The following is a 23729-nucleotide window of genomic DNA, read 5'->3' as shown; positions in this document are numbered from 1 at the left end:
ATGCTTCCCACCTCGTTATTTACAGCGAATTCATAATGTTTTCAGGTCGTTCACCACGACAGACGCAGGTAATAATATTGTTGACGCAGCGCGCGCTAATATTGCTAATTGCGCCATCCGTATATCCAGCAATATGAGATGTTGGCGCAAAATTCGCCAGGGTAAATAAAGGGTGCGTAGCGCAAGGTTCCTCGAGAAAAACGTCAGCTGCGGCTCCGGCGAGGTGTCCTGATTTTAGTGCTTCATACAACGCTTGTTCATCAACAATACCGCCTCTGGAAACATTGATCAGGAATGCCCCTGATTTCATCTGCTGTAGCCGGGCGGCATTAAACATATTTTCAGTTTCCGGGGTTAAAGGGGTATGCAGGCTAATAAAATCACTTTGCGCCGTCAGGGTATCCAGTGAGACATATTCAATCTGGTGTTGTTGTGCAAATTCTCTGTCTGGCCAGGCGTCGGTCGCGAGCACTCGCATATTGAATCCGCGCGCACGTCGCGCCACTTCCTTACCGATATGGCCTAAACCGACGATCCCCAGGGTTTTGCCATATACATCAGTGGCAAAAATACGAGGCCAGTTGCCTGCTTTCGTTTCACTGATTGCCTGATAAATCTGGCGGGCAGTATTGAGAATTAAGCCAAAAGCAAAATCGGCCACCGCATGCTTGTTGGCATCAGGAACGTTAGTGACAAAAATTTTGCGCTGACGTGTAGCGTTAAGATCGATGTTATCCACACCAACGCCGTGTTTGCAGACAATTTTTAACCTCGGGGCCTTTGCCAGCAGCGATTCATTGATGTCGGTGAAGGCGACAATCATCGCTATGGCATCAGGCAGATGCTGAGCCAGCATCTCTATAGAGGCATCGGCAGGCAACATGACCAGTTCAAGATCGGCCTCTTTCAGTGCCGAAATGGGCGCATCGTCGTATTTGGCGAATGAGGGCGAGGTGCAAATTACTTTCATAACCGTTTCCTGTTTACTGGCGACAATGAGCGTCGCAAATACAAGACCTTGCCCCAGCCAGTGATGGCCGGGGCGGATACGTAAATTAGTGAAGGTAGGTGTTAATGATATTTTTAATCTGCTGCAGCTGGTGGTCACTAAACTGCACCGCGTAGCGGCTGTCGCCCACCTCGTGACCCATTAGCTGCAGGGCTTTCTTCACCGCCGCAGGCGAGAACGCCACTTTATACAGATCGGTGCGCAGGCCCGTTACCTGCTCCTGGGCCTGGCGCGATCCGGCGATATCCCCGGCGTGAAAGCGCGACCAGATGGCGTTAATTTCAGCGGGGGCGACGTTGGCAAGCCCCGAGATGCAGGCCGAGCAGCCGTCGACAAATCCCTGATGGATAAGCGAGTCCGGCCCGTTCAGAACGTCGAAACCGTCGATATCGCGCACCGCGTCGAGAAAGCCTTTCAGGCTGTCGTAGCTGCCGGCGCTATCCTTAATGCCGACGATATTCTCGTGGCGGGCCAGCTGGCGCGCGGTCTCCGGGGCAATAGTGTTCCCGGTGCGGGCGGGAATGTTGTAAAGAAAGAGCGGGACGCTCAGCGCGTCGGCGATCGCCGTATAGTGGTTAATCAGCTCTTCCTGCTTCAAGGGCACGAACCACGGGGTAATGGCCGATACCGCGTCAACTCCGAGGCGGGCGATCTGCTGGCCCAGCCGGCGCGTCTCCCGGGTGGAAACCTCCCCAATATGGGCCACCACCGGCGCGCGACCGGCCGCCTCTTCCACGCAGGTTCTGGCGACGGCGATCTTCTCTTCCTCATTGAGGACAAAAAACTCGCCGTTGGTGCCGCCGCAGAAAATACCGTTGCCTGCGGCGAGCTGGCGCTGCACCTGCTGGCGTAGCGCCGGCAGGTTAAGCGCTCCCTCGGCGGTAAAGGGAGTGACAATGGCGGTGAGTACGCCGCTAATAGCTTTCCTCATTTAACTTTCTCCTGTTAGGCATGTTCTGGATACAGCGTTTGGTAGATGGCCGCGATCTCTTCGCGGCTGACGCTGCATGGGGCATTGTTCATCAGGCGTTTGACGTTTTGCGCCGCTGCGCTGAGGGCGGAAATACTCTCCTGAGGCACGCCTAGCGCGGCCAGGTTGTCCGGCAGCGGCAGTCGTTTGACCAGCGCCGCCAGCCATGCGACCAGCGCATGGGATTTCTCTTCCGCGCTGAGCGTGCGATCTGCATCGGGGATCAGGTCCCAGACTTGAGCGAACTTCGCCACCGCGTGAGGGCGGACCACCCGCATGCAGGGCGCCAGCAGAATGGCGTTGGCCACCCCGTGCGGCAGGTGCCAGGTACCGCCAAGCGGATAGGAGAGCGCATGCACCAGGTGAGTGCCGGCATAGTTGATCGCTGCGCCGCCGTACCACGAGGCCCAGAGCATCTCCAGCTTCGCCGTCAGATCCTGCGGCTGATTTACCGAACGCTCGATATGGCGTACCAGCTTGTGTAAACCGATTAACGCCGCGTTATCGCTCACCGGGTTGGCGACGGTGGAGGTAAAGCACTCCAGCAGATGACACAGAGCATCGATTCCGGTCGACGCCGCGATGCTGGGCGGCATGCTGGTGGTCAGCTCCGGCAGCAGGGCGACATAGTCCGGAAGCAGCACCGGGGAGATGATCCCCACCTTCGTCTGCTGCTCGGGGATCGCCAGAATGGCGTTCGGCGTCGCTTCGGATCCGGTGCCCGCGGTGGCCGGGATTAACAATGAGCAAATTCGTCGTTGCGGCTGCTCGCCTGCCAGCAGGGACGTCAGCGAGGGCGCCTCAGGGTGCAGAAGTACTGACAGCAGTTTTGCTACATCCAGTACGCTCCCCCCGCCGATACCAACGACCATCTGCGGCTGGCTGGCGCCCAGCTGGCTGACGATCTGCGTAACATCGTGATGGTTGGGCTCAGCTGGCACGCTGTCAATGACCTCAACTTCACGTCCTTCAGCCGCCAGCAGGCGATGAATCGCCTGGGTTGCCTCCAGCGCCCCGACGTTCTTGTCGGTCACCAGCAGGATTGAGGTTTTACCGGCCAGCAGCGGGAGCAGGGCCGATGAGGCGCCAGCCCCGCTGATGATTGTGCTGTGTATCGTCGCCACGCGTTTCTCCTTGGTAGTAATTGATTGAATTCAATCATTCATAAATCTTGCCACTCGTCTGATGGGGAAAAGTTATAATTTATACGGCAGCTTAATAACTTGAGCTTGCTCACATTTAATCAAATATGATTGAATATAATCAATTTAAGATTTTATCGACTACAAGGCAGGACAATGAACGACGGCAATAACAGAGTGCTGGTGCTGGCGGATGACTTTACCGGGGCCAATGACGCCGGGGTCAGCCTGGCGGAGGCGGGTATGTCGGTGGAAGTGGCCTTCACCGCCGGACAGCCATCAACCGCCCGGGCATTAATTCTCAACAGCGACAGCCGGGCGATGAGCGCCGCGGCGGCGGCGGACAAGGTCGCCGCTCTGCTGCGCGGCGCGGCGACATTCGTCCCGCACTGGCAGGTAAAGAAGATTGACTCCACGCTGCGCGGTAATCCCGGCGGCGAACTGGAGGCAATGATGGCGGCGCAAGGCTGCCGGATGGCGGTGGTGGCCCCGGCTTATCCGGCAGCCGGGCGGCATACCCGGGACGGGCGCTGCTATGTGCATGGTGTGCCCCTCGATCAGACCGAATTTGCCAGCGATCCGAAAACGCCGGTGAGCCGGGCGGAGATTAGCGAAATTATCGCCATGCAGAGCCGTCTTCCCTGTCTGACCTTGAACGCTGGCCAGCTTCCGGCGGCATTAGCGACGGCGGGCGAGGAGAAGCGAGTGTTGATTGTCGACGCCTGGGAAGACAGCCATCTGGACCAGGTGATCGACGCCGTTGCGCCCCATGCGCGGGAGACCCTGCTGGTCGGCTCGGCGGGTCTCTGCGAGGCGCTGGCTCGCCGCCTGCGCCGCAGCGAGCAGGGCCCGCTGCTGGCGGTGGTCGGTTCGATGAGCGAGATGGCGCAGCGCCAGGTTGCTGCGCTGCAGGTCCATTCCCGAGTACGGGTGATTGAAATTGATGTCGAACAGGCCTTTAGCGGATCGCCAAAGGAGGAAGCTTCACGGATCGCCGGGGCGCTGCGTGAGGGCCAGCACTGCGTGGTGACCACCCGCCCGAATCACGCCGCCCGGCACGGGATTGAAGCCCGGTGCCGTGAACGCGGTCTCAGCCGCGCCGCCTACGGGGAGCACATCTGCGCCTGGCTTGCCGACGTCACGGCACTGGTGGTGGCGCTGTGCCCACCGGGCGCCCTGTACCTCTCTGGCGGCGATGTAGCCATCGCCGTCGCGCACGCGCTCGGCGCCACAGGGTTTCAGATCCGCGGCCGGGTGGCGGAGTGCGTTCCATACGGGCATTTTCTCGGCGGCCGCTGGTCGCGGCCGGTGATGACCAAAGCCGGAGGATTCGGCACCGACACCACGCTGTTACATGTTGTGAATTTTATTGAGGAGAAACTGAGTGTCTAAGATGATTGCAGTGACAATGGGCGACCCGGCAGGGATTGGTCCGGAGATTATTATCAAATCCCTCGCCGAGGGGGCGCTGAGCGGCGCGCCGGTGGTGGTGGTGGGCTGCGCGCAGACGCTGCGGCGGATCCTGGCGCTAAATATCACACCGCGGGCGGAGCTGCGCATTATTGACCATCCCGCCGAGGCGAGTTTTTCCCCAGCGACCATCAACGTCATTGATGAACCACTCAGCGACCCGCAGGGGCTGCGCCCTGGCGAAGTCCAGGCCCAGGCAGGGGATCTCGCGTTTCGCTGCATCAGGCGGGCGACCGCGCTGGCGCTGGAGGGCGCGGTCGCGGCCATCGCTACCGCGCCGCTGAATAAAGAGGCGCTGCATCTCGCCGGGCACGCTTATCCCGGCCATACCGAACTGCTGGCCCACCTGACGCAGACTACCGATTACGCCATGGTGCTCTATACCGAGAAGCTTAAGGTTATCCATATCACTACCCATATTTCCTTGCGCCAGTTCCTCGATACCCTCAACCAGCCGCGGATTGAGACGGTGATTGGCGTGGCGGATCGCTTTCTGCGCCGCGTCGGCTATCCGCGTCCGCGCATCGCGGTCGCCGGCGTTAACCCGCACGCCGGGGAGAACGGCCTGTTTGGCGATGAAGAGATCCGTATCGTCGCCCCGGCGGTCGCCGCCATGCGGGCGAAGGGAGTGGAGGTGACCGGCCCCTGTCCGCCGGACACGGTGTTTATGCAGTGTCACGAAGGCATGTACGACATGGTAGTGGCGATGTATCACGACCAGGGGCATATTCCGCTGAAGCTGCTGGGATTCTATGACGGGGTGAATATTACCGCCGGGCTGCCGTTTATCCGTACCTCCGCGGATCATGGCACTGCGTTTGATATTGCCTGGACAGGTAAAGCGAAGTCTGAGAGCATGGCAACCTCCATTGAGCTCGCCATGCACATCGCGCAGGAATAACATGAAGGGATATAACCGGTTAGAGCAGATTATGGACTTCCTGAAAAGCCATAATCTGGTGACAGTCGACCAGCTGGTGGCGGCGACCAACGCCTCGCCGGCCACCATTCGCCGCGACCTGATCAAACTCGATCAGGAAGGGGTGATCAGCCGAACGCACGGCGGGGTGACGCTGAACCGGTTTATTCCTTCCCAGCCGACGACGCTGGAGAAAGCCCAGCGCAGTCCGCTTGAGAAGCAGGCTATCGCCAGTGCGGCGGCAGCGCTGGTGAAAGCCGGCGACGCCATTGTGCTTGACGCCGGCACCACCATGATTGAGCTGGCGCGGCAGATCACCCATCTGCCGCTGCGGGTGATCACCAGCGATTTACATATCGCGCTGTTCCTATCGGAATTTAAGCAGATCGAAGTGACGATTATCGGCGGGCGCATCGATGACAGCAGCCAGTCGTGCATCGGCGATCACGGCCGCCGCCTGCTGCAGACCATCTGGCCCGATCTCGCCTTCGTCAGCTGCAACGGCTGGGACCTTGAGAAGGGGATCACCGCCCCGACGGAGGAAAAGGCCGCCCTGAAGCGCGATCTGATGGCCAATGCCCGGCGGCGTATCCTGCTGGCGGACAGCTCCAAATACGGCGCCTGGTCACTGTTCAACATCGCTCCGCTGGCGTCGTTGACCGATATCGTCACCGACGCCCACCTGCCGGATAAAACCCGCGAGGCGCTGGAGACCCTTTCCCCGCAGCTGATCATTGCCGACTGACTCGCAGGCTGCCGTCAGGGCAGACGGGCGATATTGGCCTTGATCACCGCGATCGACTGGCTGAACTTCGCCTGCTCTTCGCCGGCCAGCTGCAGTTCAATGATCTGCTTCACGCCACCCTGGGCCAGCACCGCCGGCACCCCAGCCGCCGCGCCGCTGACCCCGTACTCGCCGTCAAGAATGCAGGAGACCGCCAGCGCGCGGTGGCTGCCGGTGAAGATATTGCGGCAGATCTCGGCGATGGTCCCTGCCACGCCATATTCGGTGCAGCCTTTACCCGCGTAGATCTCAAATCCCAGCTTGCGCACTTTGTCAGCCATCGCCTCGCGATCGAGCGGCAGGCCGGTGCGCTGCTGGTAGAGGTCGGCGATTGGCGTGCCATATACCGAGGAGTGCGACCACACCGGAAACTGGGTATCGCCATGCTCGCCGAGGATAAAGGCGTCGATGCTCTGGGCGCCAATCTCCAGTTCCTGCGCCAGCAGGCGACGCAGGCGGGTGGTATCCAGCCAGACGCCGGTGCCCAGCACCTGGCTGCGCGGCAGGCCGGAAAGCTGCCATACCTGCCAGGTGATGATGTCGCAGGGGTTGGTGGCCACCAGAAAGATGCCGTTAAATCCGTTGGCCATCATCGTCGGCACAATGCTCTTCACAATCTTCGCGGTGGAGGTCAGTTCATCCAGCCGGCTCTGGCCGGGGCGCAGCGCGCCGCCGGAGACGGTGATCACCGCGATATCGACATCGGCGCAGTCGCTGGCCTCGCGGGTGGAGATGGTCATCATCCCCGGCAGGTAGGCCGCGGCGTCGCTCAGGTCCTGAGCGTGGGCCTCAGCGCGCTGTTGGTTAAGGTCGACGAGGATCAGCTCCTCGCAAATGCTCTGGTTGAGCAGGGCGTAGGCCGCCGACGCGCCGACATTGCCGGCGCCAATAATCATCACTTTACGGGCTTTGGTGTGCATATTCAGATCTCAAGTACGAACGGCAGGGGATAAAATTACTGTGTTTCAGTGGGTTAGCGCAATAGGCGGGCGGCAATATAAGTTAATGCTATGTCGGGAAAAGCCGCCGGCCGCGCTACAGTGGGGTAAAAAAGGAGCTCACCTATGTACACCATCACCGACATCGCCCCTACCGACGCCGAATTTATCGCCCTGATTGCCGCCCTCGACGCCTGGCAGGAGACCCTCTACCCGGCGGAGAGCAACCACCTGCTGGACCTTAGCCAGCTGCCGCCGCAGACGGTCATCGCCCTGGCGATCCGCAGCCCGCAGGGCGAGGCCGTTGGCTGCGGGGCTATTGTCCTCAGTGAGGAAGGCTTTGGCGAGATGAAGCGGGTCTATATCGATCCCCAGCACCGCGGCCAGCAGCTGGGAGAAAAGCTGCTGGCGGCGCTGGAAGCGAAAGCGCGTCAGCGCGACTGCCATACCCTGCGCCTGGAGACCGGTATCCATCAGCATGCGGCCATCGCCCTCTACACGCGCAACGGCTACCAGACCCGCTGCGCGTTTGCGCCGTATCAACCCGATCCGCTCAGCGTGTTTATGGAGAAACCACTGTTTGCCGATCTTCGTTCAGCAGCGCTATAAACGCCTCCAGTTGGCGGGTTTTGGCGCCCCGGCGCCACACCAGCCAGGTGGTGAGCCAGCGCCATTCTTCGGCCAGCGGCCAGGCGGAAACCTGCTGATGGCCGGGCATACTCTCCAGCATGCTGCGCGGGATCAACGCCAGGCCGGCGCCGGCGATGACGCAGGCCAGCATCCCGTGGTAAGACTCCATCTCGTGGATCCTGCCCGGGGTCGCTCTGTCGGCATGAAACCAGCTCTCAAAATGCCGGCGATAGGAACAGTTGGCGCGAAAGGCGTAGACGTTGGCCCCGTTCACTTCGCTGGCGCGGGTGATGGGTGCGTGGCCGTAGGGGGCGACGATCATCATCTCTTCAGGGAACACCGGCAGCCCCTCCAGGCCCGGATGCACCAGCGGGCCGTCGACAAACGCGGCGCTCAGGGCGCCCTCCAGTACGCCGTCGATCATCGTCCCGGAAGGGCCGGTTGAGAGCGCCAGATGAATTTTCGGGTAGCGCTGATTAAAGTGGGCCAGAGTGCTGGGGATCCGTACCGCCGCGGTGCTCTCCAGCGAACCAAGTGAAAACAGCCCCTGGGGTTCGTCGCCCGCCACCACCATTCGCGCCTCGTCCACCAGGGCGAGGATCTGCTGGCTATAGCGCAAAAAGCTGTGTCCCGCAGGCGACAGGCGCAGGCGCTGGTTCTCGCGGATAAACAGCTCAACGCCGAGGTCGGCCTCCAGCTGGCGGATGCGGGTGGTGAGGTTGGACGGCACGCGATGCACTCTCTGCGCCGCCTGGGTAATGCTGCCGGTGCTGGCGACAGCGTTAAACATCTCTAGCTGAGTCAGGTCCATGATATTCTTCTTTTGTGAATGTGTTGCTTAATATTATTCATTTTCAATGAATGGAAAGGTAAGCCAGAATACGGACACTTCGCAAGCAACGAGAGAGAATAATGATGAATTTATCTGCAACGCACGCCGTCTCCGTCAATCCGACTACCGGTGAGGTGGTCTCCTCGCTGCCGTGGGCCAGCGAACGCGAGGTCGACGCGGCGATCGCGCTCGCCGCGGCGGGCTATCGCCAGTGGCGTCAGACGCCGCTTGCCGACCGCGCCGACGCCCTGCGCCGCATCGGGGCCGCGCTGCGCGCCCGTGGCGAAGAGGTGGCCCAGATGATCACCCTTGAGATGGGCAAGCCGATCGCTCAGGCGCGCGGCGAGGTGGCGAAATCGGCCAACCTCTGCGACTGGTACGCTGAACACGGCCCGGCGATGCTGGCGACGGAAGCTACCCTGGTGGAAAATAACCAGGCGGTGATTGAGTATCGGCCGCTGGGCGCCATACTGGCGGTCATGCCGTGGAACTTCCCGGTCTGGCAGGTGATGCGCGGCGCGGTGCCGATCCTGCTGGCCGGCAACAGCTATCTGCTGAAGCATGCCCCGAACGTGATGGGCAGCGCCCGTCTGCTGGGCGAGATTTTTGCCGCCGCCGGCCTGCCGGATGGTGTATTTGGTTGGGTGAACGCCACCAATGACGGCGTTTCGCAGATTATCAATGACGACCGCATCGCGGCGGTGACCGTCACCGGCAGCGTCCGCGCCGGGAAGGCGATTGGCGCCCAGGCGGGCGCGGCGCTGAAGAAATGCGTGCTTGAGCTGGGAGGATCCGATCCCTTTATCGTGCTCAACGATGCCGATCTCGATGAAGCGGTGAAAGCCGCCGTCACCGGCCGCTATCAGAACAGCGGCCAGGTGTGCGCCGCCTCGAAACGCTTTATTCTCGAAGCCGGCATTGCCGAGGCCTTCACCCGCAAATTTGTCGACGCCGTGGCAGCGCTGAAGATGGGCGACCCGCGCGATGAGCAAAACTACGTCGGACCGATGGCGCGGTTCGATTTACGCGATGAACTGCACCAGCAGGTAACGGCGACCCTTGATGAAGGAGCGACTCTGCTGCTGGGCGCGGAAAAAATCGAAGGGGCGGGCAACTACTATGCGCCAACGGTGCTGGGCAACGTCACCGCCGGGATGACCGGCTTTCGTCAGGAGCTGTTTGGTCCGGTAGCAACCCTGACCACCGCTCGCGACGCTGACCATGCACTGGCCCTCGCCAACGACAGCGAGTTTGGGCTGTCCGCCACGGTCTATACCACCGACGAGGCGCAGGCCCAGCGCTTTGCCCGCGAGCTGGAGTGCGGCGGCGTCTTCCTCAATGGCTACTGCGCCAGCGACGCCCGCGTGGCCTTCGGCGGCGTGAAGAAGAGCGGTTTTGGCCGCGAGCTGTCGCATTTTGGCCTGCACGAGTTCTGTAATGCGCAGACCGTCTGGAAAGACCGTCGCTAATCAACGTTAGCCCCTGACGACCGTCGTCCACGTCTGCTATACTCGCCCACCGAATTTTGATGGTGGGCAAGGAGCCGCGTGTGGCGACGGTAATCAATAATGCAATGCTGGAAGCCATTCTGGCAGAAATCAGGCCGCTGATTGGCCGCGGAAAAGTGGCGGATTATATTCCGGCGCTGGCCAGCGTCAGCGGCGACAAGCTTGGTATCGCGATCAGTACGGTGGACGGTCAGCACTTTGCCGCTGGCGATGCCCATGAACGTTTTTCCATCCAGTCAATCTCCAAGGTATTGAGCCTGGTGGTGGCCATGAACCACTATCAGGAGGAGGAGATCTGGCAGCGGGTGGGGAAAGATCCTTCCGGCCAGCCCTTTAACTCGCTTCTGCAGCTGGAGATCGAGCAGGGCAAACCGCGCAACCCGTTTATCAACGCCGGGGCATTGGTGGTCTGCGACATGCTGCAGAGCCGGCTCAGCGCCCCGCGTCAGCGGATGCTGGAGATTGTCCGCCGTCTGAGCGGCGTGGCCGATATCGCCTACGATCCGGTGGTGGCTCGCTCAGAGTTTGAGCATTCGGCGCGCAACGCCGCCATCGCCTGGCTGATGAAATCCTTTGGTAACTTCCATAACGACGTCGCCACCGTGCTGCAGAACTATTTCCACTACTGTTCGCTGGAGATGAGCTGCGTTGAGCTGGCGCGAACCTTTCTGTTTCTCGCCGACCGCGGCATTGCCCCGCATCTCGACGCGCCGGTTATTGCGCCCATCCAGTCCCGCCAGGTGAATGCCCTGATGATGACCAGCGGCATGTACCAGAATGCTGGTGAATTCGCCTGGCGCGTTGGCCTGCCGGCGAAATCAGGCGTCGGCGGCGGGATCGTGGCGATTGTCCCGCAGGAGATGGCGATCGCCGTGTGGAGCCCGGAGCTTGACGACGCCGGGAACTCGCTGGCCGGCGTGGCGATGCTGGAAAAACTGACTCAGCGGATGGGGAGGTCGGTGTTCTGATGGTCGATCAGGATCGCTTGTTTGCGCGCCTGGCGCGCTCGACGTTTCGCTCACGCTTCCGTCTGGGGGGGAAAGAGCGGCAATATTGTCTCGATAAGGGACCGGAGGTCATCGATCGGCATGCCGCAGACTTTATTCGCCAGCGGCTGGCGCCCGCTGCGCCGATCAATGATGGCAAGCAGACGCCGATGCGCGGTCACCCGGTGTTTATCGCCCAGCACGCGACCGCTACCTGCTGTCGCGGCTGCCTGGAAAAATGGCATGCCATTCCCCACGGCCGCGCGCTGAGCGAGCCGGAGCAGGACTATATCGTGCAGGTCATCCACCGCTGGCTGGTGCTACAAATGAATGCGCCGTCTGTGCGCTAATTTGCATTTGATCGGCGCCGGAGTATGCCTGATAAATATTCTCATGTTATGATAATCCGCTAACTAACTATTAACATAATAATTTCCTGAAACAATTAGACGGATAATTACTGAATGTCTTCACTGTCGATTCGGTCATTTACGCTGTTTCGTGAAGAACAACCCGTGCGCGATGCATTGGTCTTATTTACGTTAACGCTACTGCTGCATTTTCTTGGCGCTATGCTGCGTCTGGTGCAGGAGCTCTCTTTCTTCTGGCCGCTCAATGCAGTGATGGCCGGGATTTTTGCACGCTATGTATGGCTTAACCGCAGCTATTTTTATGCCGTCTGTTTTGCGGCAATGCTGGTCTATGACGGATTAACCTCGCGCTGGGGAATGGGCTTTGCCTCATTGCTGATTAACTTTTCCAATATTGTCTTTATTGTGACGCTGGCGCAGCTGGTGCTGTGGGATAAACGTCGCGCCGACTCCATGCCGGGCCCGATAAACGCGCTTAATTTATTCTGTTTCTGCCTGTTAGCCGCCTTACTGTGCGCAGCGGTCGGCGCGCTGGGGTCGGTGGATGTTGAACGCGCCACCTTCGTTCCCCAGCTGGCGGACTGGTTTAGCGAACAGTTCTCGACGGCGGTATTAATCCTGCCCTTTATTCTGACCCTGACGCTGCCTTCGGCATTAAGCGGTTTTCGCTTTCGCCAGCTGCTGCCGGTGCTGGCGCTGGTCCTGTCAATTGCGCTTGGCGTGGCGGTAGGCGGCGCGGGCAGCATTACCTTCCCGTTACCGGCTTTGATCTGGTGCGCTGTACGCTATCCGCTGCCGCTGACCTGTCTGCTGACTTTTCTCACTGGCATCGGCGAAATACTGCTGGTCGCTAATTCGTTAATTCACTTTTCGCCAGATGCGCGAATGCAGCCGTGGCAGCTGTTCTCCACCCGCCTCGGAATTGCCGCCATGCTGATTAGCCCGGTGATTGTCGCATCCAGTGTCGAAGCGATTAACACGCTGGTGAAGCAGCTGGCCCTGCGCGCCGATTTTGACTTTCAGACCCGCGTCTATTCCCGTTCCGGACTGAGCGAAGCGTTGAAGCGTCAGACGCTGCCGGCGGATAAGCTGCTGACGGTGATGGTGCTGGATATCGATGGCTTCAAACGGGTGAATGATGCTCTGGGCCATGAAGGCGGCGATTGCGTGCTGACCCAGTTTGCCCAGCAGGTTCGACAGCTGGTGGGTGAGCAGGGGATGGTGGCCCGTATCGGTGGCGAAGAGTTTGCGGTGGCCGCCGTCGTCGACAGCGCCCAGCAGGGTTATTTGCTGGCGGAAAAGATCCGTCACGGGGTGGAGTCGCAGCCTTTCGGCCTGGGCCAGAACCCGATCCACCTGACCATCAGTCTGGGACTGGAGACGCGCGAGGTAGGCCACGCGCGCATCACCGAGCTGTTTAACCAGCTGCTGTTGGCGGCGGACGATGAGATGGTGAAAGCCAAACAGAGCGGTCGTAACCAAATTTGTATGCCGACGCTGACCGAAAGCGCGCCATAAGAAAATCCTATCGGGATCCTGCTTGTGCTAATTTTTGGTTAAAAACATAGTGATGTGGTCGATAACAGGGAGCTTTTATGACCACATCCTTTTCACTGCGCACGCTCTCGCGTGACGATATTCTCCATCACCTCCCGGCATTAAGCGAGATCCTGGCAAGCTGCGTCAACGGCGGCGCCTCGGTGAGCTTTATGCTGCCTTTCGCGCCGCAAACGGCGATAACGTTCTGGCAACGCACTGCCGACAGCGTGGCGGCCGGGGAGCGCATTGTGCTGGCCGCCTTCGACGCGGAGGAACGTCCCGTTGGCACCGTGCAACTTATCACCAGTCAACCGGAAAACCAGCCCCATCGAGCGGATGTCGCCAAATTATTGGTTCACCAAAATGTCCGCCGCCAGGGGATCGCCCAGGCGTTGATGAGCGAGCTGGAGCGCATTGCCCGGCGGGAAAGGAAGACGGTGCTGGTGCTGGACACGGCGACCGGCAGCGGGGCGGAACAGTTCTATGCCCGCTGCGGCTGGGAAAAAGTGGGGGAAATTCCGCGCTATGCGCTGATGCCCGACGGCAAAATGACTGCCACCTCACTATTCTATAAGTTTCTGCCCTGACGGCTGCTATTGCAGATTGCTTTGATCAAAACAGGGTTTCACTGGTAGCAAAACCTGATAACTTATTGGACCAATTACTCAGGTTGTATGACTACTATTAGAGGGAACCCATTGTGAAAACTTTAAACCGTCGTGATTTCCCCGGCGCGCAGTACCCTGACCGTATCATCCAGTTTGGGGAAGGTAACTTCCTGCGCGCATTCGTTGACTGGCAGATCGACCTGCTCAACGAGCATACCGACCTGAATGCGGGCATCGTGGTCGTGCGGCCTATCGCCACAGATTTTCCGCCTTCGCTGAACACCCAGGATGGCCTGTACACGACTATTATTCGCGGCCTGAACGAGCAGGGCGAAGCGGTCAGCGATGCGCGTCTTATCCGCTCGGTCAACCGGGAGATCAGCGCTTACGCAGACTTCGACGCTTTTTTACGCCTGGCGCATAACCCGGAGATGCGGTTTGTCTTCTCCAACACCACCGAGGCGGGCATCAGCTACCATGCCGGGGATCGGTTTGACGACGCGCCGCCGGTCAGTTATCCGGCGAAACTGACCCGTCTGTTGTTTGAGCGTTACCAGCATTTCGCCGGTGCGGCCGACAAGGGATGGGTGATTATCCCCTGCGAGCTGATCGATTATAACGGCGAGGCGCTGCAGGCGCTGGTGCTGCGCTATGCTAGCGAATGGGAACTGCCGCAGGCATTTATCACCTGGCTGACCTCAGCGAATACCTTCTGTTCGACGCTGGTGGATCGCATTGTGACCGGCTATCCGCGTGATGAAGTGGCGGCTCTCGAGGCGCAGACCGGCTATAAAGATGCTTTCCTTGATACCGCTGAGCATTTCTACCTGTTCGTTATCCAGGGGCCTGCCTCGCTGGAGGCCGAGCTGCGTCTCGATAAACTGCCGCTGAATGTGCGCATTGTGGACGATATCAAGCCGTATAAAGAGCGCAAAGTGGCGATCCTCAACGGGGCGCACACCGCGCTGGTGCCGGTGGCCTTCCAGGCCGGGATCGACACCGTGGGTGAGGCGATGAACGATGCGGAGATTTGCGCGTTTGTCGAAAAAGCGATTTATGACGAGATTATTCCGGTGCTGGATCTGCCGCGCGATGAGCTGGTGTCATTCGCCAGCGCCGTGACAGGGCGCTTCCGTAATCCCTATATTAAACATCAGCTGCTCTCGATTGCGCTCAACGGCATGACCAAGTACCGCACCCGTATTCTGCCGCAGCTGCTGGCGGGGCAGAAAGCGCATGGCGCGCTGCCGCCGCGTCTGACCTTTGCCCTGGCGGCGCTGATCGCCTTTTACCGGGGAGAGCGGGATGGTGAGAGCTATCCAGTACAGGATGACGCCGACTGGATATCGCGCTATCAAACGCTGTGGGCCCGCCATCGCGATGGCCAGATGAGCACTCGCGAGCTGGTCACCGCCGTGCTCAGCGTGGCGGATCACTGGCAGCAGGATCTGAGCCAGATCCCGGGGCTGGTGGAGCTGGTGACTGCCGACCTTGACGCTATCCTGACCTGCGGTATGCGCGACGCCGTCAAACCTCTGTGCTGATAGTCCATCTATACACCCGGCTGCGGCCGGGTTGTGCAGGATTTTTATTAGTTACAACATACTATTATGCTAACCTGTAACAGCCGGTCAGTGGCTCCTCTGCATACGGCTTTTTAGTGCCAAATCGTTCCGAACAGCAGGAGAATTATGGCCGAAGCGCTTGAACAAATATCTGCGCAGGAAAATAATGGCCTCAACTCATATCTCCTGCCAATATTCGCAGGCTAATGCATTCATCTGTAAGGAAACTCTCATGGTCATCGATATCCGGGAAGTACGGCCCCACGACAAAGCCGAATGGCTTCAGCTTTGGCAAGGCTACACTCGTTTTTACGGTAGCCCGCAGCCGGAAGAGGTAACCGAATGCACCTGGCAGCGGATGCTGGATGTAAACTCGTCTGTATTGGGTAGAGTCGCGGTGGTGGATGATGCGGTGGTCGGCTTTGCTATCTGTGTTCTTCATGAGGGAACCTGGGTTACCACGCCGATCTGCTATCTGGAGGATCTGTTTGTCGATCCCGCCTTCCGTGGACAGGGTATTGCCAGAACCATGATTAAGTCGCTGCAAAGCGAAGGGGCGGACAAAGGCTGGTCGCGGCTGTACTGGCATACGCGCCGTGATAATCCCGCCCGTCATCTGTATGATGAGTTTACCCCGGCTGACGATTACGTACGCTACAGGATCACGCTTGAGTCCTGAAGCGGTAAGAGGTTGTTAAGCTTTTCCCGCTATAACAGGGGAAACAGGCTCAGGAGAAGCAACGATGGAAAAACGTCTTGAAACAGTGGTCAATGTGATTATGTTTCTTTCGCTATTGGCAACGGCCTGGGATCTCTCGCTGGTGCATCATCTCGCGTGGTAGTAAATTATATCATCTGAAACGCGGCGCCTCTTGCGGCGCCGCCTGTCTCATTCATCCGCCATCTTCCCTGCGCTAAAACTCCAGTCCTCCAGTTGGTTAAACTGGATAACCACCATCACGTCCTGCGGGCTGACCGCCATCTCATCGTCTAACCGCGCACAGAGCCGACGATAGAGTCCCTGTTTCTGCGCCCGGCTGCGCGGTTTTCCGGCGAAAATATGAAACAATACGAAGTAATAGCTAACCGAGATATTTTAAACCGGGCAGGGGGCGAGGGAATATAAACAAAAGAGTAGAGTCAATATTACTATCAAGGCCATCGTTTTATAAGTATATTGAAAGGCCAGATGAACATAAGAAATATGTGCCGGAACAATGAATGATCTAATCTGTCATCACAGGCGTTCCTTATTTAAATCCGATGATTATTTCTGATGATGAACTTGCTGAATTACTTATTAAATTAATGAGGTGAATGGATGGATTTCTTGAAAAGATGGTTAAAAGAAGAATTCATTCTTTTTTTATGGGGATGGGGTATTGTATTATTAATCATTATATTTAGCATGATTGCAGTCTCTCTTTTTCCTGACATTGCCATTAACTTAATAGGACTTTTTGTTTTATTAATCATTGGGTTTCACGTTGTCGTTTGGTTTAAAGTTAAAAACTGATATGAAAGAGGAGGGGTAATGTCAAATCCAGCATATTTATGGTTAACTGATGAGAATGATTCGCCTATTATAGGTTCTTGCCTGATGCCCACACGCACGGGTTCCATCGAATTGCGCGCAGTGAATCATCATGTTTGGTTACCTACCGATAATAATACAGGAAAGCTGACGGGAACCCGTCTTCATACACCGGTTAAAATTCAAAAAGAGTTTGACAGAACAACACCTTTGCTATTTAGGGCTCTTTGTGAAGGTCGAACATTAAGATCGGCAACGCTAAAAATGTACAGAATAAATGAGGCGGGACTGGAAGTTGAATATTTTAACATAGCGATGGCGAATATTAAGATTACGGCAATCACACCAAATTTACATCCGGCCGGAATGACAAGTACTCACCTTGAAGACATTGATTTCCGTTATGAGACGATCACCTGGATATACACAGAAGGGAACATCATGTATCGTGATTCATGGAACGATCGCTGTTGTGCATGGTAGCAAATGATATAGTGCTGAAACGCGGCGCCTCTTGCGGCGCCGCCTGTCTCATTCATCCGCCATCTTCCCTGCGCTAAAACTCCAGTCCTCCAGTTGGTTAAACTGGATAACCACCATCACGTCCTGCGGGCTGACCGCCATCTCGTCGTCTAACCGCGCGCAGAGCCGACGATAGAGTCCCTGTTTCTGCGCCCGGCTGCGCGGTTTTCCGGCGAAAATATGAAACAGCACGAAGCGGGCGCTGCGTCCTTCGCTGAGGTAGTGCGGGTCGTAAATGCGCTGCTCGTCGGCGGCCCGTTCGATAAACTGAAATCTATCTGCTGACGGAACGTCGAACTCCGCCACCAGACACTCATGAAAGAGCGCCGACAATTGAGCAAACTCCGCGGGACGCCAGGCGGTGCCAAGCGAAATTCGGGTCAGGGGCATGACGCCTCCTGCGCATTCAGGCAGGTCAGGGCGCTGGCCGCCGCCGGCCAACCGGCATAGAACGCCAGATGGGTAAACAATTCGACAATTTCTTCCCGGCTCAGGCCATTCTGATAGCCGAACGCGATGTGCCACGGCAGCTGTTCAGTTTTGCCCTGCGCCGTCAGGGCGGAAAGGGTGATCAGGCTGCGTTCGCGGGGCGACAGCTCGCTCCGCGCCCAGATATCGCCAAACAGCACCGTTTCGGTCAGCTCGGCTAGCTTTGGGGCGATAGCAGCCAGCGTTCGGCGATCGACAGGAGGAGTACTCATAGTGATTCTCTTTGCAGGTTAAAGGAGTCATCACTGTCGCACGCTGACTAAGATATTGAATATCGCAACGTTCGGGATTATCAATCCTGAAAATCAGGATGGTATAGCCGATCCTTTACACCTTTCATCACTCCGCTTTTCTGCCCACCTATCCCAACGGTCAGGCGGCGATCTTTCGCGCCACGATAAACAGCCGTGGGAAACGCAGGAGCACCTTCCCGTTACACTGTAACGGATAGTGTGCGGCCAGCAATGCGAGATAGCGTGTGAGAAACGCGCTTCCGGCCTGCTCGTCCAGGCCTGCCAGATAGGGGCGTAACCCGGTGCCCTGCAGCCAGTCGACAATCGCCTGATGAGAAGCAAGGGGATGAAAATAGGTGGTGCGCCAGATATCAACTTCGCAACCCTGGCGGCTGAGCAGATCGTACCAGGCGGCGGGCGGGAGTAACGGCTGGCGTCCACGGTCCGGCAACCCCATCTCGCTGGCAACCTGACGCATCAGGGTATGGGAAGGTTCCTGCCAGTTATCCGGCATCTGCACTGCCAGCGTTCCGTTGTCCGCCAGCTGGTTTACCAGATGGGGGAAAAGCGTCTCATGATCCGTCAGCCACTGCAGAGAGGCGTTGGCATAGATCACATCTGGCGGTTGCGCAGGCCGCCAGCGGGCAATATCGGCGTCGATGAACTCACAGTCGGGTAAGGCCTGCGCCGCCTGGACCAGCATGGCCGGGGAGTTATCGATACCGACGATCGTCGCCAACGGCCAGGCGGCGCGTAGCAGGCGGGTGCTGTTTCCCGGCCCGCAGCCGAGGTCGACGGCGTGCTCGACCTGCAGATGGGCAATACGCGAGAGCAGGTCGGCCGCGGGGCGGGTACGTTCAGCGTCAAATTGCAGATACAACGAAGGATTCCAGTCGGCCATCGGGTGCAGTTCCTGTGTGAGGAGGGAGACAGGGTAAAGCATAGAACGCGTCAGGCGGCATGTCAGCGGTTAATGAACCTCAGCGGTCACCTTTGTGCGTGACAGTGTCACAAAATAGAGCGTGGCTGGATTGCGCCTGCGCTGTTGGCCGAACCTGGGATTGAGACATGGCAGGGAACGTCTCTGCGCCCGTGGCGGGCGCAGGAGCCTATTCGGCGTTTTTGAGCGCCTCGGCGCGGCTGGCGGTGGCGTAGACAAAATCCAGCATCGGCTCGAGATCGGTGTCATAGCCAGCCTGAATAATTTTTCCTCGCAGCCATTCGATTTCACTGGTGATATCGGGAGGAAAAATGTTGTTATCCTGCGCCCGGCGCAGCCATTTCAGCAGAAAGTTATTCTTTCCCCTGATACCACCCGCTTTTTTCGATTTTCCGTGCATCTTCAGCGCGACCAGGACGCAGTAATAGAAATGAACGCGCTGATTAAAACTTTGGTGCATGTCTGTGTTTCCCGCCAGAATCAGGAATTCACCGTGTGGGTCAGTGATTCGGATTGGACTACGGTACCGGGCTGGATCGTTGCGCGAACTCTGTTGTCTACCAGTACCGTCCATGCATCTGTTGCCAGACGCTGACGGGATGTTGGCACGGAAGCCGAATCGTCGTCAATTGCCGATTCATTTTTTGCCGGCGTCATCGGACCGCGGCAGCCCGCGAGCCGGGCCACACTACTCTCTGGCGACAAGCCGCTGTTGCCGATGTACGCGGAAAATCAGCAGGAATGCGAGCGCCACCACGATCGCCGCCAGCAGATACAGCGTGGCGAGATCGTAGAACCCGGCGACCCAGCCGGCCAGCGGCCCGGTCAGGCCCAGCGCCAGATCAAGAAACGCCGAGTAGGTGCCGAGGGCGGTTCCCTGATTTTGCTCTTCAACCTGTTTTACCGCCTCAACCCCTAAGGCCGGAAAGACCAGCGAGAAACCCGAACCGGTGAGAAAGGCGCCGACGCCGGCCATCCATGCTGATGGCGCCAGCCAGATAAGCAGCAGGCCGAGACTTTCGATGATGAAGCAGGCCAGGGAGACCGGGACTCCGCCAAAGCGGGTAATGGTATTTCCCAGCACCAGGCGAACGCAGATAAAGCCGACGCTGAACAGCGAAAGGGTAAACGCGGCGCCCTGCCAGCTGTGCGCGGCGAAGTAGAGGGTGATAAAGGTGGCGATAACGCCGAAACCGACGGTGCCAAAGGCCAGCCCCAGGCCGTAAGGCCAGATTTTTCGCACCACCGCGTGAAAGGGCGCTCTGGCGCCGGCGGTCACCTTGACGTCCTGGCGGGTACGAGCGAACAGCAGACCGATGGCCGCGACCAGCACTACCACCGTAGCAAAGCCGCTGATGCCAAAATAGTGATTGAGGGTAACTCCCAGCGGCGCCCCGACCGCCATCGCCACATAGGTCGCCACGCCGTTCCAGGAGATAACCCGTGACGTGTGGATCGCGCCGACGGTTTTGATCCCCCACAGGGTGGCGCCGGTGGCGGTAAAGCTCTCGCCGACGCCGAGAAACACCCGGCCCGCCAGCAGCGCGGCAATGGCCAGCATCGGCGTTGCCTGCAGGACTACCGCCAGTAGCGTGAAGGCGCCACTGAGCAGGCAGCAGACGATCCCAAGGCTGACCACTTTTTTCGGCCCCCAGATATCGGTATAGCGCCCGGCGTGCGGCCGGCTTATCAGCGTCGATATGTACTGCAGACTGATCACAATTCCGGCCACAAAGGTGCTGTAGCCCAGCTGATAGTGAATATAGCCCGGCAGTACGGCCAGCGGCAGACCAATGGAGAGATAGCAGATACAGGTAAAAACAACGATCGAAATAATGCGCAAATTGAGTTGTGTAGTGCTGACGGAAGTGCTCATAGGGATAAGAGGTTAATACAACGGGATGTGTAGCATAGCGCGCCGTGAGGGCGCTGGCGAGGCGCGACAGCGTTTTATCGGTAACCGACGGGAACGATATTTGTACGAATGTAAATAACTGCTTTTACAGCGCTTAACGCCCGCCTCGCTCAGCGTCAGCTCGCCGCCATACCCGACGAATCACACACCATGCCCCAGGCGCGGTTTTGCAATACCGTGCGGTAGCCGTCCCGGTCGACGAAAGTGACGCCATTGACCTCCCAGTAAGGGTTAAACGCCGTAACGCGCAGAAATCCGGCGGCATCCATGGCTGCGCACTGTGCCTCCCATGCCGCCTGCTGCGGATAGTACAGCACCAGCAGATCTTCATCGCCTGGCGAGGGGGTGACGGGATGGTGGCGGCAGTGGGTGAATTCCAGATGCCAGCCCGCTTCGGGCGCGCCGAGCATTATCCCGCTGAATCCTTCATGATCGGTAAAGCTGCCGAGCAGCTCGAGTCCCAGCCCGGCGCAATACATGCTGGCGGTGGTGTCCAGTTCACTGACCGGCCTGGCAATGCGCATATGACAGAACGACATAATGACTCCCGTGAGCATAAGTTGAGTTGATACTGTACCGGTAAATCGGCCCGGCGTGTGTTAAGCCGTGCCCAGGCGCACCTTCTCTCTGTAAATACCATAGCGGATTAACATCCGACTTGCGCCAACAATACCTCCTCATCATAATAAAAAAAGAATTATACAATATTATTGTTCTTAAATTGAGAATAATTGTGGGGTGGTGGATGAATAACCAATCGCGCCAGGCCTTATGGCTGGCACTGGCTGGATCGATAGTACTGATGATCGGCATGGGCTATGGGCGCTTTGCCTTCACCGGCGTGCTGCCGCTTATGCTTAATGAAGGTCTGTTAACCCTGCACGAGGGCAATCTCGCCGCGTCGGCCAATTACGCTGGCTATCTGGTCGGTGCGTTGCTGCTGGCGCGGGTGCAGCCTGGGGCCGCCACCCGACTGAGTATTATCTCCGCCGGGTTGACCATCGCCAGCCTGGCGCTGCTGGCCTGGGTGAGCTCGCCGTGGACCATTATTACGCTGCGCGCCGTCGCCGGCGCGCTGAGCGCGATAACGCTAATTGCAGGTTCGCTGTGGCTGCTGGAACATATGGGGCATCATCACGGGGCGCCGTTGCTGTATGCCGGGGTGGGGCTGGGGATATTTATCTCCGCGGAGGGGATCGCCCTTGGACATGCCCTGAGCCTCACCAGCCAGCAGATCTGGCTGCTCTGCGCATTATGCGCCGGTCTGCTGCTGGCGCTGGCGATCCGTTGGCTGCTGACTCCGCCGGCTGCACTGGTGCGGGCTTCCCATGTTGAGACCTCCCTGCCTGCGTCCGGGAGCGATACCCGTCGCGCGGCGTGGCGACTCTTGATGGTTTACGGCCTGGCGGGCTTCGGCTATATCATCACCGCCACTTATCTGCCGTTGTTTCTGTCCGGTTCGCTGCAGAGCGTTGACCCGGTCCATCTGTGGGCGCTGTTTGGTCTGGCGGCCGCGCCGTCCTGCCTCATCTGGCATAAGCTGGTGCTAAAGTGGGGATACCGGCAAGCGCTGACCCGCAACCTGCTCGTCCAGGCGCTTGGCGTGATCCTTCCAGCCTGCAGCGCTTCATTGCTGTTTTGCGTGCTAAGCGCGCTTTTGGTGGGCTTTACCTTTATGGGCACCGTAACCATTGCGCTACCGAAGGCGAAAAGTCTCAGCCATCAGGTGAGCTTCAATATGATTGCCGCGATGACTGCACTGTACGGTGTGGGACAGATTGCCGGGCCGCTTATCGCCGGCGCGCTGTATCAGATCGCGGCTTCATTTAACCCGGCGCTCTATGCCGCGGCGCTGGCGCTGCTGATTGCCGCAGGGCTGGTCTTTACCGAACGCCAGGCTTAGCCAATCGCCACGCTTTGCAGCAGCTTGCGCCACTCGCTCAGGGCGGGGGCGCTCAAGCCGCTGCGCCAGATAAGCTGGGTGGTCGCCTCGCACAGCGGTTCGCTAAGGCAGTTTTCGGGAAGCGTCATCAGCGACAGCACGCTCTGCGGCAGCAGGCAGGCGTAGCGCCCGGACGCCACGCAGGCAAGCATGCTGTGATAGGAATTGACCTCATGCACCTCCACGGCCGCCTGCTGTTCCGCCAGCCAGCGTTCTCCCAGCGCGCGGTAGCTGCAGCCGCTGGCAAATGCCGCGAACCGCAGCGGACCAGGGGTCTGCGGACGGACCAGCATCAGGGTTTCATAAAACACCGGGGTGAATGCCAGCTCGGCGGGACAGGCAGGTTGCCCATCGGCCCCCGGCGGCAGGCAGACCAGCGCGGCATCAAGGGCGGCGGTTAACACCCCCTCGGTTAACTGGCGGGTCGGTTGGGTAATGAGGGTGATATCCACCTGTGGGCACTGCTGTTGGAAGCGGGTAAGCAGCGGCGGCAGCCGGCTGGCGGCGGTCGCCTCCATCGCGCCCAGACGCAGACTGCCGCCTGGGGTTGTCGGATGCAGAGCCTGCTTTGCCTCTTCCGCCAGGCTCAGGATCCGCCGGGCATAGCTGAGAAACTGCACGCCTGCCGGGGACAACACCATTTTTTTGTTGCCGCGAACGAAGAGCTCAACGGCAAGCTCCTCTTCCAGCTGCTGAATGCGGGTCGTGATATTGGACTGTGCGCGGCCCAGCCGTTTTGCTGCCTGGGTGACGCTCTGCGTTTCTGCCACCTGAATGAAGATCTCGAGTGTGCTGTGGTTCATATTTTTCTTCTCAATACGATAATAATGTTGATCTTACCATCTTTAAAGGAGATGGTAAGCCTCCGGCATCGTTAATGCAT

General features: G+C 58.7%; 26 protein-coding genes and 2 pseudogenes. 15 read left to right on the top strand and 13 right to left on the bottom strand.

Annotated features, from left to right (window positions below; all coding sequences use genetic code 11):
- Positions 1–19 precede the first annotated feature (19 nt).
- From KB890_RS02025 to KB890_RS02015, 3 genes are all read right to left on the bottom strand, one after another.
- Entirely contained in the window at positions 20–970 is a 951-nt protein-coding gene (locus KB890_RS02025) for a phosphoglycerate dehydrogenase (protein WP_004179770.1), read from the bottom strand.
- A gap of 85 nt (positions 971–1055) precedes the next feature.
- Positions 1056–1940, bottom strand: a complete 885-nt coding sequence (locus tag KB890_RS02020; RefSeq protein WP_004179772.1) for a dihydrodipicolinate synthase family protein — start codon at positions 1938–1940, stop codon at positions 1056–1058.
- Positions 1941–1954: 14 nt separating this feature from the next.
- On the bottom strand, positions 1955–3103 hold the full coding sequence (locus KB890_RS02015) for an iron-containing alcohol dehydrogenase (protein WP_004179774.1): 1149 nt from the start codon (positions 3101–3103) through the stop codon (positions 1955–1957).
- A 174-nt stretch (positions 3104–3277) separates the two neighbouring features.
- On the opposite strand from KB890_RS02015, the gene dtnK reads away from it, so the two are divergent.
- From dtnK to KB890_RS02000, 3 genes are read left to right on the top strand one after another with little or no spacing between them, the layout of a single operon-like run.
- Positions 3278–4513, top strand: a complete 1236-nt coding sequence (gene dtnK, locus KB890_RS02010; RefSeq protein ID WP_004179776.1) for a D-threonate kinase — start codon at positions 3278–3280, stop codon at positions 4511–4513.
- Positions 4506–5492: a D-threonate 4-phosphate dehydrogenase gene (locus KB890_RS02005; protein ID WP_004151623.1), complete on the top strand. Its 987-nt coding sequence runs from the start codon at positions 4506–4508 to the stop codon at positions 5490–5492. The genes dtnK and KB890_RS02005 overlap by 8 nt, the downstream gene beginning before the upstream one ends.
- Position 5493: 1 nt before the next feature.
- Complete coding sequence (locus tag KB890_RS02000) at positions 5494–6255, top strand: DeoR/GlpR family DNA-binding transcription regulator (RefSeq protein ID WP_002904489.1); 762 nt, start codon at positions 5494–5496, stop codon at positions 6253–6255.
- Positions 6256–6269: 14 nt separating this feature from the next.
- On the opposite strand, the gene KB890_RS01995 is transcribed toward KB890_RS02000, so the two are convergent.
- Positions 6270–7214: an L-lactate dehydrogenase gene (locus tag KB890_RS01995; RefSeq protein WP_002904491.1), complete on the bottom strand. Its 945-nt coding sequence runs from the start codon at positions 7212–7214 to the stop codon at positions 6270–6272.
- A gap of 144 nt (positions 7215–7358) precedes the next feature.
- Here KB890_RS01995 and KB890_RS01990 point away from each other — a divergent pair, with 144 nt between their 5' ends.
- The gene (locus KB890_RS01990) at positions 7359–7841 is read left to right on the top strand and encodes a GNAT family N-acetyltransferase (protein ID WP_002904493.1); all 483 of its coding nucleotides are present in this window, start codon (positions 7359–7361) and stop codon (positions 7839–7841) included.
- On the opposite strand, the gene ptrR is transcribed toward KB890_RS01990, so the two are convergent.
- On the bottom strand, positions 7795–8673 hold the full coding sequence (gene ptrR / locus KB890_RS01985) for a putrescine utilization regulator PtrR (RefSeq protein WP_004143535.1): 879 nt from the start codon (positions 8671–8673) through the stop codon (positions 7795–7797). The two genes, KB890_RS01990 and ptrR, sit on opposite strands and share 47 nt — an antisense overlap.
- A gap of 101 nt (positions 8674–8774) precedes the next feature.
- Here ptrR and sad point away from each other — a divergent pair, with 101 nt between their 5' ends.
- The 7 genes from sad to KB890_RS01950 all read left to right on the top strand — a co-directional run bounded on the left by sad (position 8775) and on the right by KB890_RS01950 (position 15950).
- Positions 8775–10163, top strand: coding sequence for a succinate-semialdehyde dehydrogenase (gene sad / locus KB890_RS01980; RefSeq protein ID WP_004179780.1), 1389 nt, complete (start codon positions 8775–8777; stop codon positions 10161–10163).
- An 80-nt stretch (positions 10164–10243) separates the two neighbouring features.
- Positions 10244–11170, top strand: a complete 927-nt coding sequence (gene glsB, locus KB890_RS01975) for a glutaminase B (protein WP_004179782.1) — start codon at positions 10244–10246, stop codon at positions 11168–11170.
- Positions 11170–11538 (top strand): DUF4186 domain-containing protein, encoded by a 369-nt coding sequence (locus tag KB890_RS01970; protein WP_002904598.1) that lies wholly within the window; start codon positions 11170–11172, stop codon positions 11536–11538. The genes glsB and KB890_RS01970 overlap by 1 nt, the downstream gene beginning before the upstream one ends.
- A 114-nt stretch (positions 11539–11652) precedes the next feature.
- Positions 11653–13077, top strand: a complete 1425-nt coding sequence (locus KB890_RS01965) for a GGDEF domain-containing protein (protein WP_004148352.1) — start codon at positions 11653–11655, stop codon at positions 13075–13077.
- 77 nt (positions 13078–13154) lie between these two features.
- Positions 13155–13685, top strand: a complete 531-nt coding sequence (locus tag KB890_RS01960; RefSeq protein ID WP_004179785.1) for a GNAT family N-acetyltransferase — start codon at positions 13155–13157, stop codon at positions 13683–13685.
- Positions 13686–13798: 113 nt separating this feature from the next.
- Positions 13799–15250 (top strand): tagaturonate reductase, encoded by a 1452-nt coding sequence (locus KB890_RS01955; RefSeq protein ID WP_004179787.1) that lies wholly within the window; start codon positions 13799–13801, stop codon positions 15248–15250.
- 253 nt (positions 15251–15503) lie between these two features.
- Positions 15504–15950: a GNAT family N-acetyltransferase gene (locus KB890_RS01950; RefSeq protein ID WP_002904604.1), complete on the top strand. Its 447-nt coding sequence runs from the start codon at positions 15504–15506 to the stop codon at positions 15948–15950.
- Between the two features lie 210 nt (positions 15951–16160).
- Here the strand turns inward: KB890_RS01950 and KB890_RS01945 are convergent.
- Positions 16161–16346, bottom strand: a pseudogene (locus KB890_RS01945) (tautomerase family protein); the annotation flags it as partial.
- Positions 16347–16504: 158 nt separating this feature from the next.
- Between KB890_RS01945 and KB890_RS27505 the strand changes: the two are divergent.
- The 3 genes and pseudogenes from KB890_RS27505 to KB890_RS01935 form a co-directional block, all read left to right on the top strand.
- Positions 16505–16588 (top strand): annotated as a pseudogene (locus KB890_RS27505) (hypothetical protein); the annotation flags it as partial.
- Positions 16589–16592: 4 nt separating this feature from the next.
- On the top strand, positions 16593–16787 hold the full coding sequence (locus KB890_RS01940) for a hypothetical protein (protein WP_002904612.1): 195 nt from the start codon (positions 16593–16595) through the stop codon (positions 16785–16787).
- Between the two features lie 18 nt (positions 16788–16805).
- Positions 16806–17288 (top strand): Hcp family type VI secretion system effector, encoded by a 483-nt coding sequence (locus KB890_RS01935; protein WP_002904614.1) that lies wholly within the window; start codon positions 16806–16808, stop codon positions 17286–17288.
- 48 nt (positions 17289–17336) lie between these two features.
- Here the strand turns inward: KB890_RS01935 and KB890_RS01930 are convergent, their stop codons facing one another.
- The 6 genes from KB890_RS01930 to KB890_RS01905 form a co-directional block, all read right to left on the bottom strand.
- Complete coding sequence (locus KB890_RS01930) at positions 17337–17717, bottom strand: tautomerase family protein (protein ID WP_002904617.1); 381 nt, start codon at positions 17715–17717, stop codon at positions 17337–17339.
- The gene (locus KB890_RS01925) at positions 17708–18028 is read right to left on the bottom strand and encodes a carboxymuconolactone decarboxylase family protein (RefSeq protein WP_002904619.1); all 321 of its coding nucleotides are present in this window, start codon (positions 18026–18028) and stop codon (positions 17708–17710) included. The genes KB890_RS01930 and KB890_RS01925 overlap by 10 nt, the downstream gene beginning before the upstream one ends.
- 160 nt (positions 18029–18188) lie before the next feature.
- Complete coding sequence (tam, locus tag KB890_RS01920) at positions 18189–18950, bottom strand: trans-aconitate 2-methyltransferase (protein ID WP_004176221.1); 762 nt, start codon at positions 18948–18950, stop codon at positions 18189–18191.
- 208 nt (positions 18951–19158) lie between these two features.
- Complete coding sequence (locus KB890_RS01915) at positions 19159–19449, bottom strand: hypothetical protein (RefSeq protein WP_002904624.1); 291 nt, start codon at positions 19447–19449, stop codon at positions 19159–19161.
- A gap of 228 nt (positions 19450–19677) precedes the next feature.
- Positions 19678–20865, bottom strand: a complete 1188-nt coding sequence (locus tag KB890_RS01910) for an MFS transporter (protein WP_004179791.1) — start codon at positions 20863–20865, stop codon at positions 19678–19680.
- Positions 20866–21020: 155 nt separating this feature from the next.
- Positions 21021–21443, bottom strand: a complete 423-nt coding sequence (locus KB890_RS01905; protein ID WP_002904629.1) for a VOC family protein — start codon at positions 21441–21443, stop codon at positions 21021–21023.
- Between the two features lie 206 nt (positions 21444–21649).
- Here KB890_RS01905 and KB890_RS01900 point away from each other — a divergent pair, with 206 nt between their 5' ends.
- Complete coding sequence (locus KB890_RS01900) at positions 21650–22807, top strand: YbfB/YjiJ family MFS transporter (protein WP_004184010.1); 1158 nt, start codon at positions 21650–21652, stop codon at positions 22805–22807.
- On the opposite strand, the gene KB890_RS01895 is transcribed toward KB890_RS01900, so the two are convergent.
- A complete protein-coding gene (locus tag KB890_RS01895; RefSeq protein ID WP_004143508.1) occupies positions 22804–23649 on the bottom strand; it encodes a LysR family transcriptional regulator in 846 nt (281 codons plus the stop codon). The genes KB890_RS01900 and KB890_RS01895 overlap by 4 nt on opposite strands.
- Positions 23650–23729: the final 80 nt, after the last annotated feature.

This window comes from Klebsiella sp. P1954, assembly GCF_018199955.1.
GTDB lineage: Bacteria > Pseudomonadota > Gammaproteobacteria > Enterobacterales > Enterobacteriaceae > Klebsiella > Klebsiella pneumoniae.
The sequence above is the reverse complement of the archived record's forward strand: the minus strand, read 5'-3'. Positions and strand labels throughout refer to the sequence as shown.

What these genes read in the sequence shown, in the direction of transcription:
- KB890_RS02025 (WP_004179770.1), bottom strand. Translation starts at nt 970, where the DNA reads ATGAAAGTAATTTGCACCTCGCCCTCATTCGCCAAATACGACGATGCG.
- KB890_RS02020 (WP_004179772.1), bottom strand. Translation starts at nt 1,940, where the DNA reads ATGAGGAAAGCTATTAGCGGCGTACTCACCGCCATTGTCACTCCCTTT.
- dtnK (WP_004179776.1), top strand. Translation starts at nt 3,278, where the DNA reads ATGAACGACGGCAATAACAGAGTGCTGGTGCTGGCGGATGACTTTACC.
- KB890_RS02000 (WP_002904489.1), top strand. Translation starts at nt 5,494, where the DNA reads ATGAAGGGATATAACCGGTTAGAGCAGATTATGGACTTCCTGAAAAGC.
- KB890_RS01995 (WP_002904491.1), bottom strand. Translation starts at nt 7,214, where the DNA reads ATGCACACCAAAGCCCGTAAAGTGATGATTATTGGCGCCGGCAATGTC.
- KB890_RS01990 (WP_002904493.1), top strand. Translation starts at nt 7,359, where the DNA reads ATGTACACCATCACCGACATCGCCCCTACCGACGCCGAATTTATCGCC.
- ptrR (WP_004143535.1), bottom strand. Translation starts at nt 8,673, where the DNA reads ATGGACCTGACTCAGCTAGAGATGTTTAACGCTGTCGCCAGCACCGGC.
- sad (WP_004179780.1), top strand. Translation starts at nt 8,775, where the DNA reads ATGATGAATTTATCTGCAACGCACGCCGTCTCCGTCAATCCGACTACC.
- KB890_RS01970 (WP_002904598.1), top strand. Translation starts at nt 11,170, where the DNA reads ATGGTCGATCAGGATCGCTTGTTTGCGCGCCTGGCGCGCTCGACGTTT.
- KB890_RS01965 (WP_004148352.1), top strand. Translation starts at nt 11,653, where the DNA reads ATGTCTTCACTGTCGATTCGGTCATTTACGCTGTTTCGTGAAGAACAA.
- KB890_RS01960 (WP_004179785.1), top strand. Translation starts at nt 13,155, where the DNA reads ATGACCACATCCTTTTCACTGCGCACGCTCTCGCGTGACGATATTCTC.
- KB890_RS01950 (WP_002904604.1), top strand. Translation starts at nt 15,504, where the DNA reads ATGGTCATCGATATCCGGGAAGTACGGCCCCACGACAAAGCCGAATGG.
- KB890_RS01940 (WP_002904612.1), top strand. Translation starts at nt 16,593, where the DNA reads ATGGATTTCTTGAAAAGATGGTTAAAAGAAGAATTCATTCTTTTTTTA.
- KB890_RS01935 (WP_002904614.1), top strand. Translation starts at nt 16,806, where the DNA reads ATGTCAAATCCAGCATATTTATGGTTAACTGATGAGAATGATTCGCCT.
- KB890_RS01930 (WP_002904617.1), bottom strand. Translation starts at nt 17,717, where the DNA reads ATGCCCCTGACCCGAATTTCGCTTGGCACCGCCTGGCGTCCCGCGGAG.
- KB890_RS01925 (WP_002904619.1), bottom strand. Translation starts at nt 18,028, where the DNA reads ATGAGTACTCCTCCTGTCGATCGCCGAACGCTGGCTGCTATCGCCCCA.
- tam (WP_004176221.1), bottom strand. Translation starts at nt 18,950, where the DNA reads ATGGCCGACTGGAATCCTTCGTTGTATCTGCAATTTGACGCTGAACGT.
- KB890_RS01915 (WP_002904624.1), bottom strand. Translation starts at nt 19,449, where the DNA reads ATGCACCAAAGTTTTAATCAGCGCGTTCATTTCTATTACTGCGTCCTG.
- KB890_RS01910 (WP_004179791.1), bottom strand. Translation starts at nt 20,865, where the DNA reads ATGAGCACTTCCGTCAGCACTACACAACTCAATTTGCGCATTATTTCG.
- KB890_RS01905 (WP_002904629.1), bottom strand. Translation starts at nt 21,443, where the DNA reads ATGTCGTTCTGTCATATGCGCATTGCCAGGCCGGTCAGTGAACTGGAC.
- KB890_RS01900 (WP_004184010.1), top strand. Translation starts at nt 21,650, where the DNA reads ATGAATAACCAATCGCGCCAGGCCTTATGGCTGGCACTGGCTGGATCG.
- KB890_RS01895 (WP_004143508.1), bottom strand. Translation starts at nt 23,649, where the DNA reads ATGAACCACAGCACACTCGAGATCTTCATTCAGGTGGCAGAAACGCAG.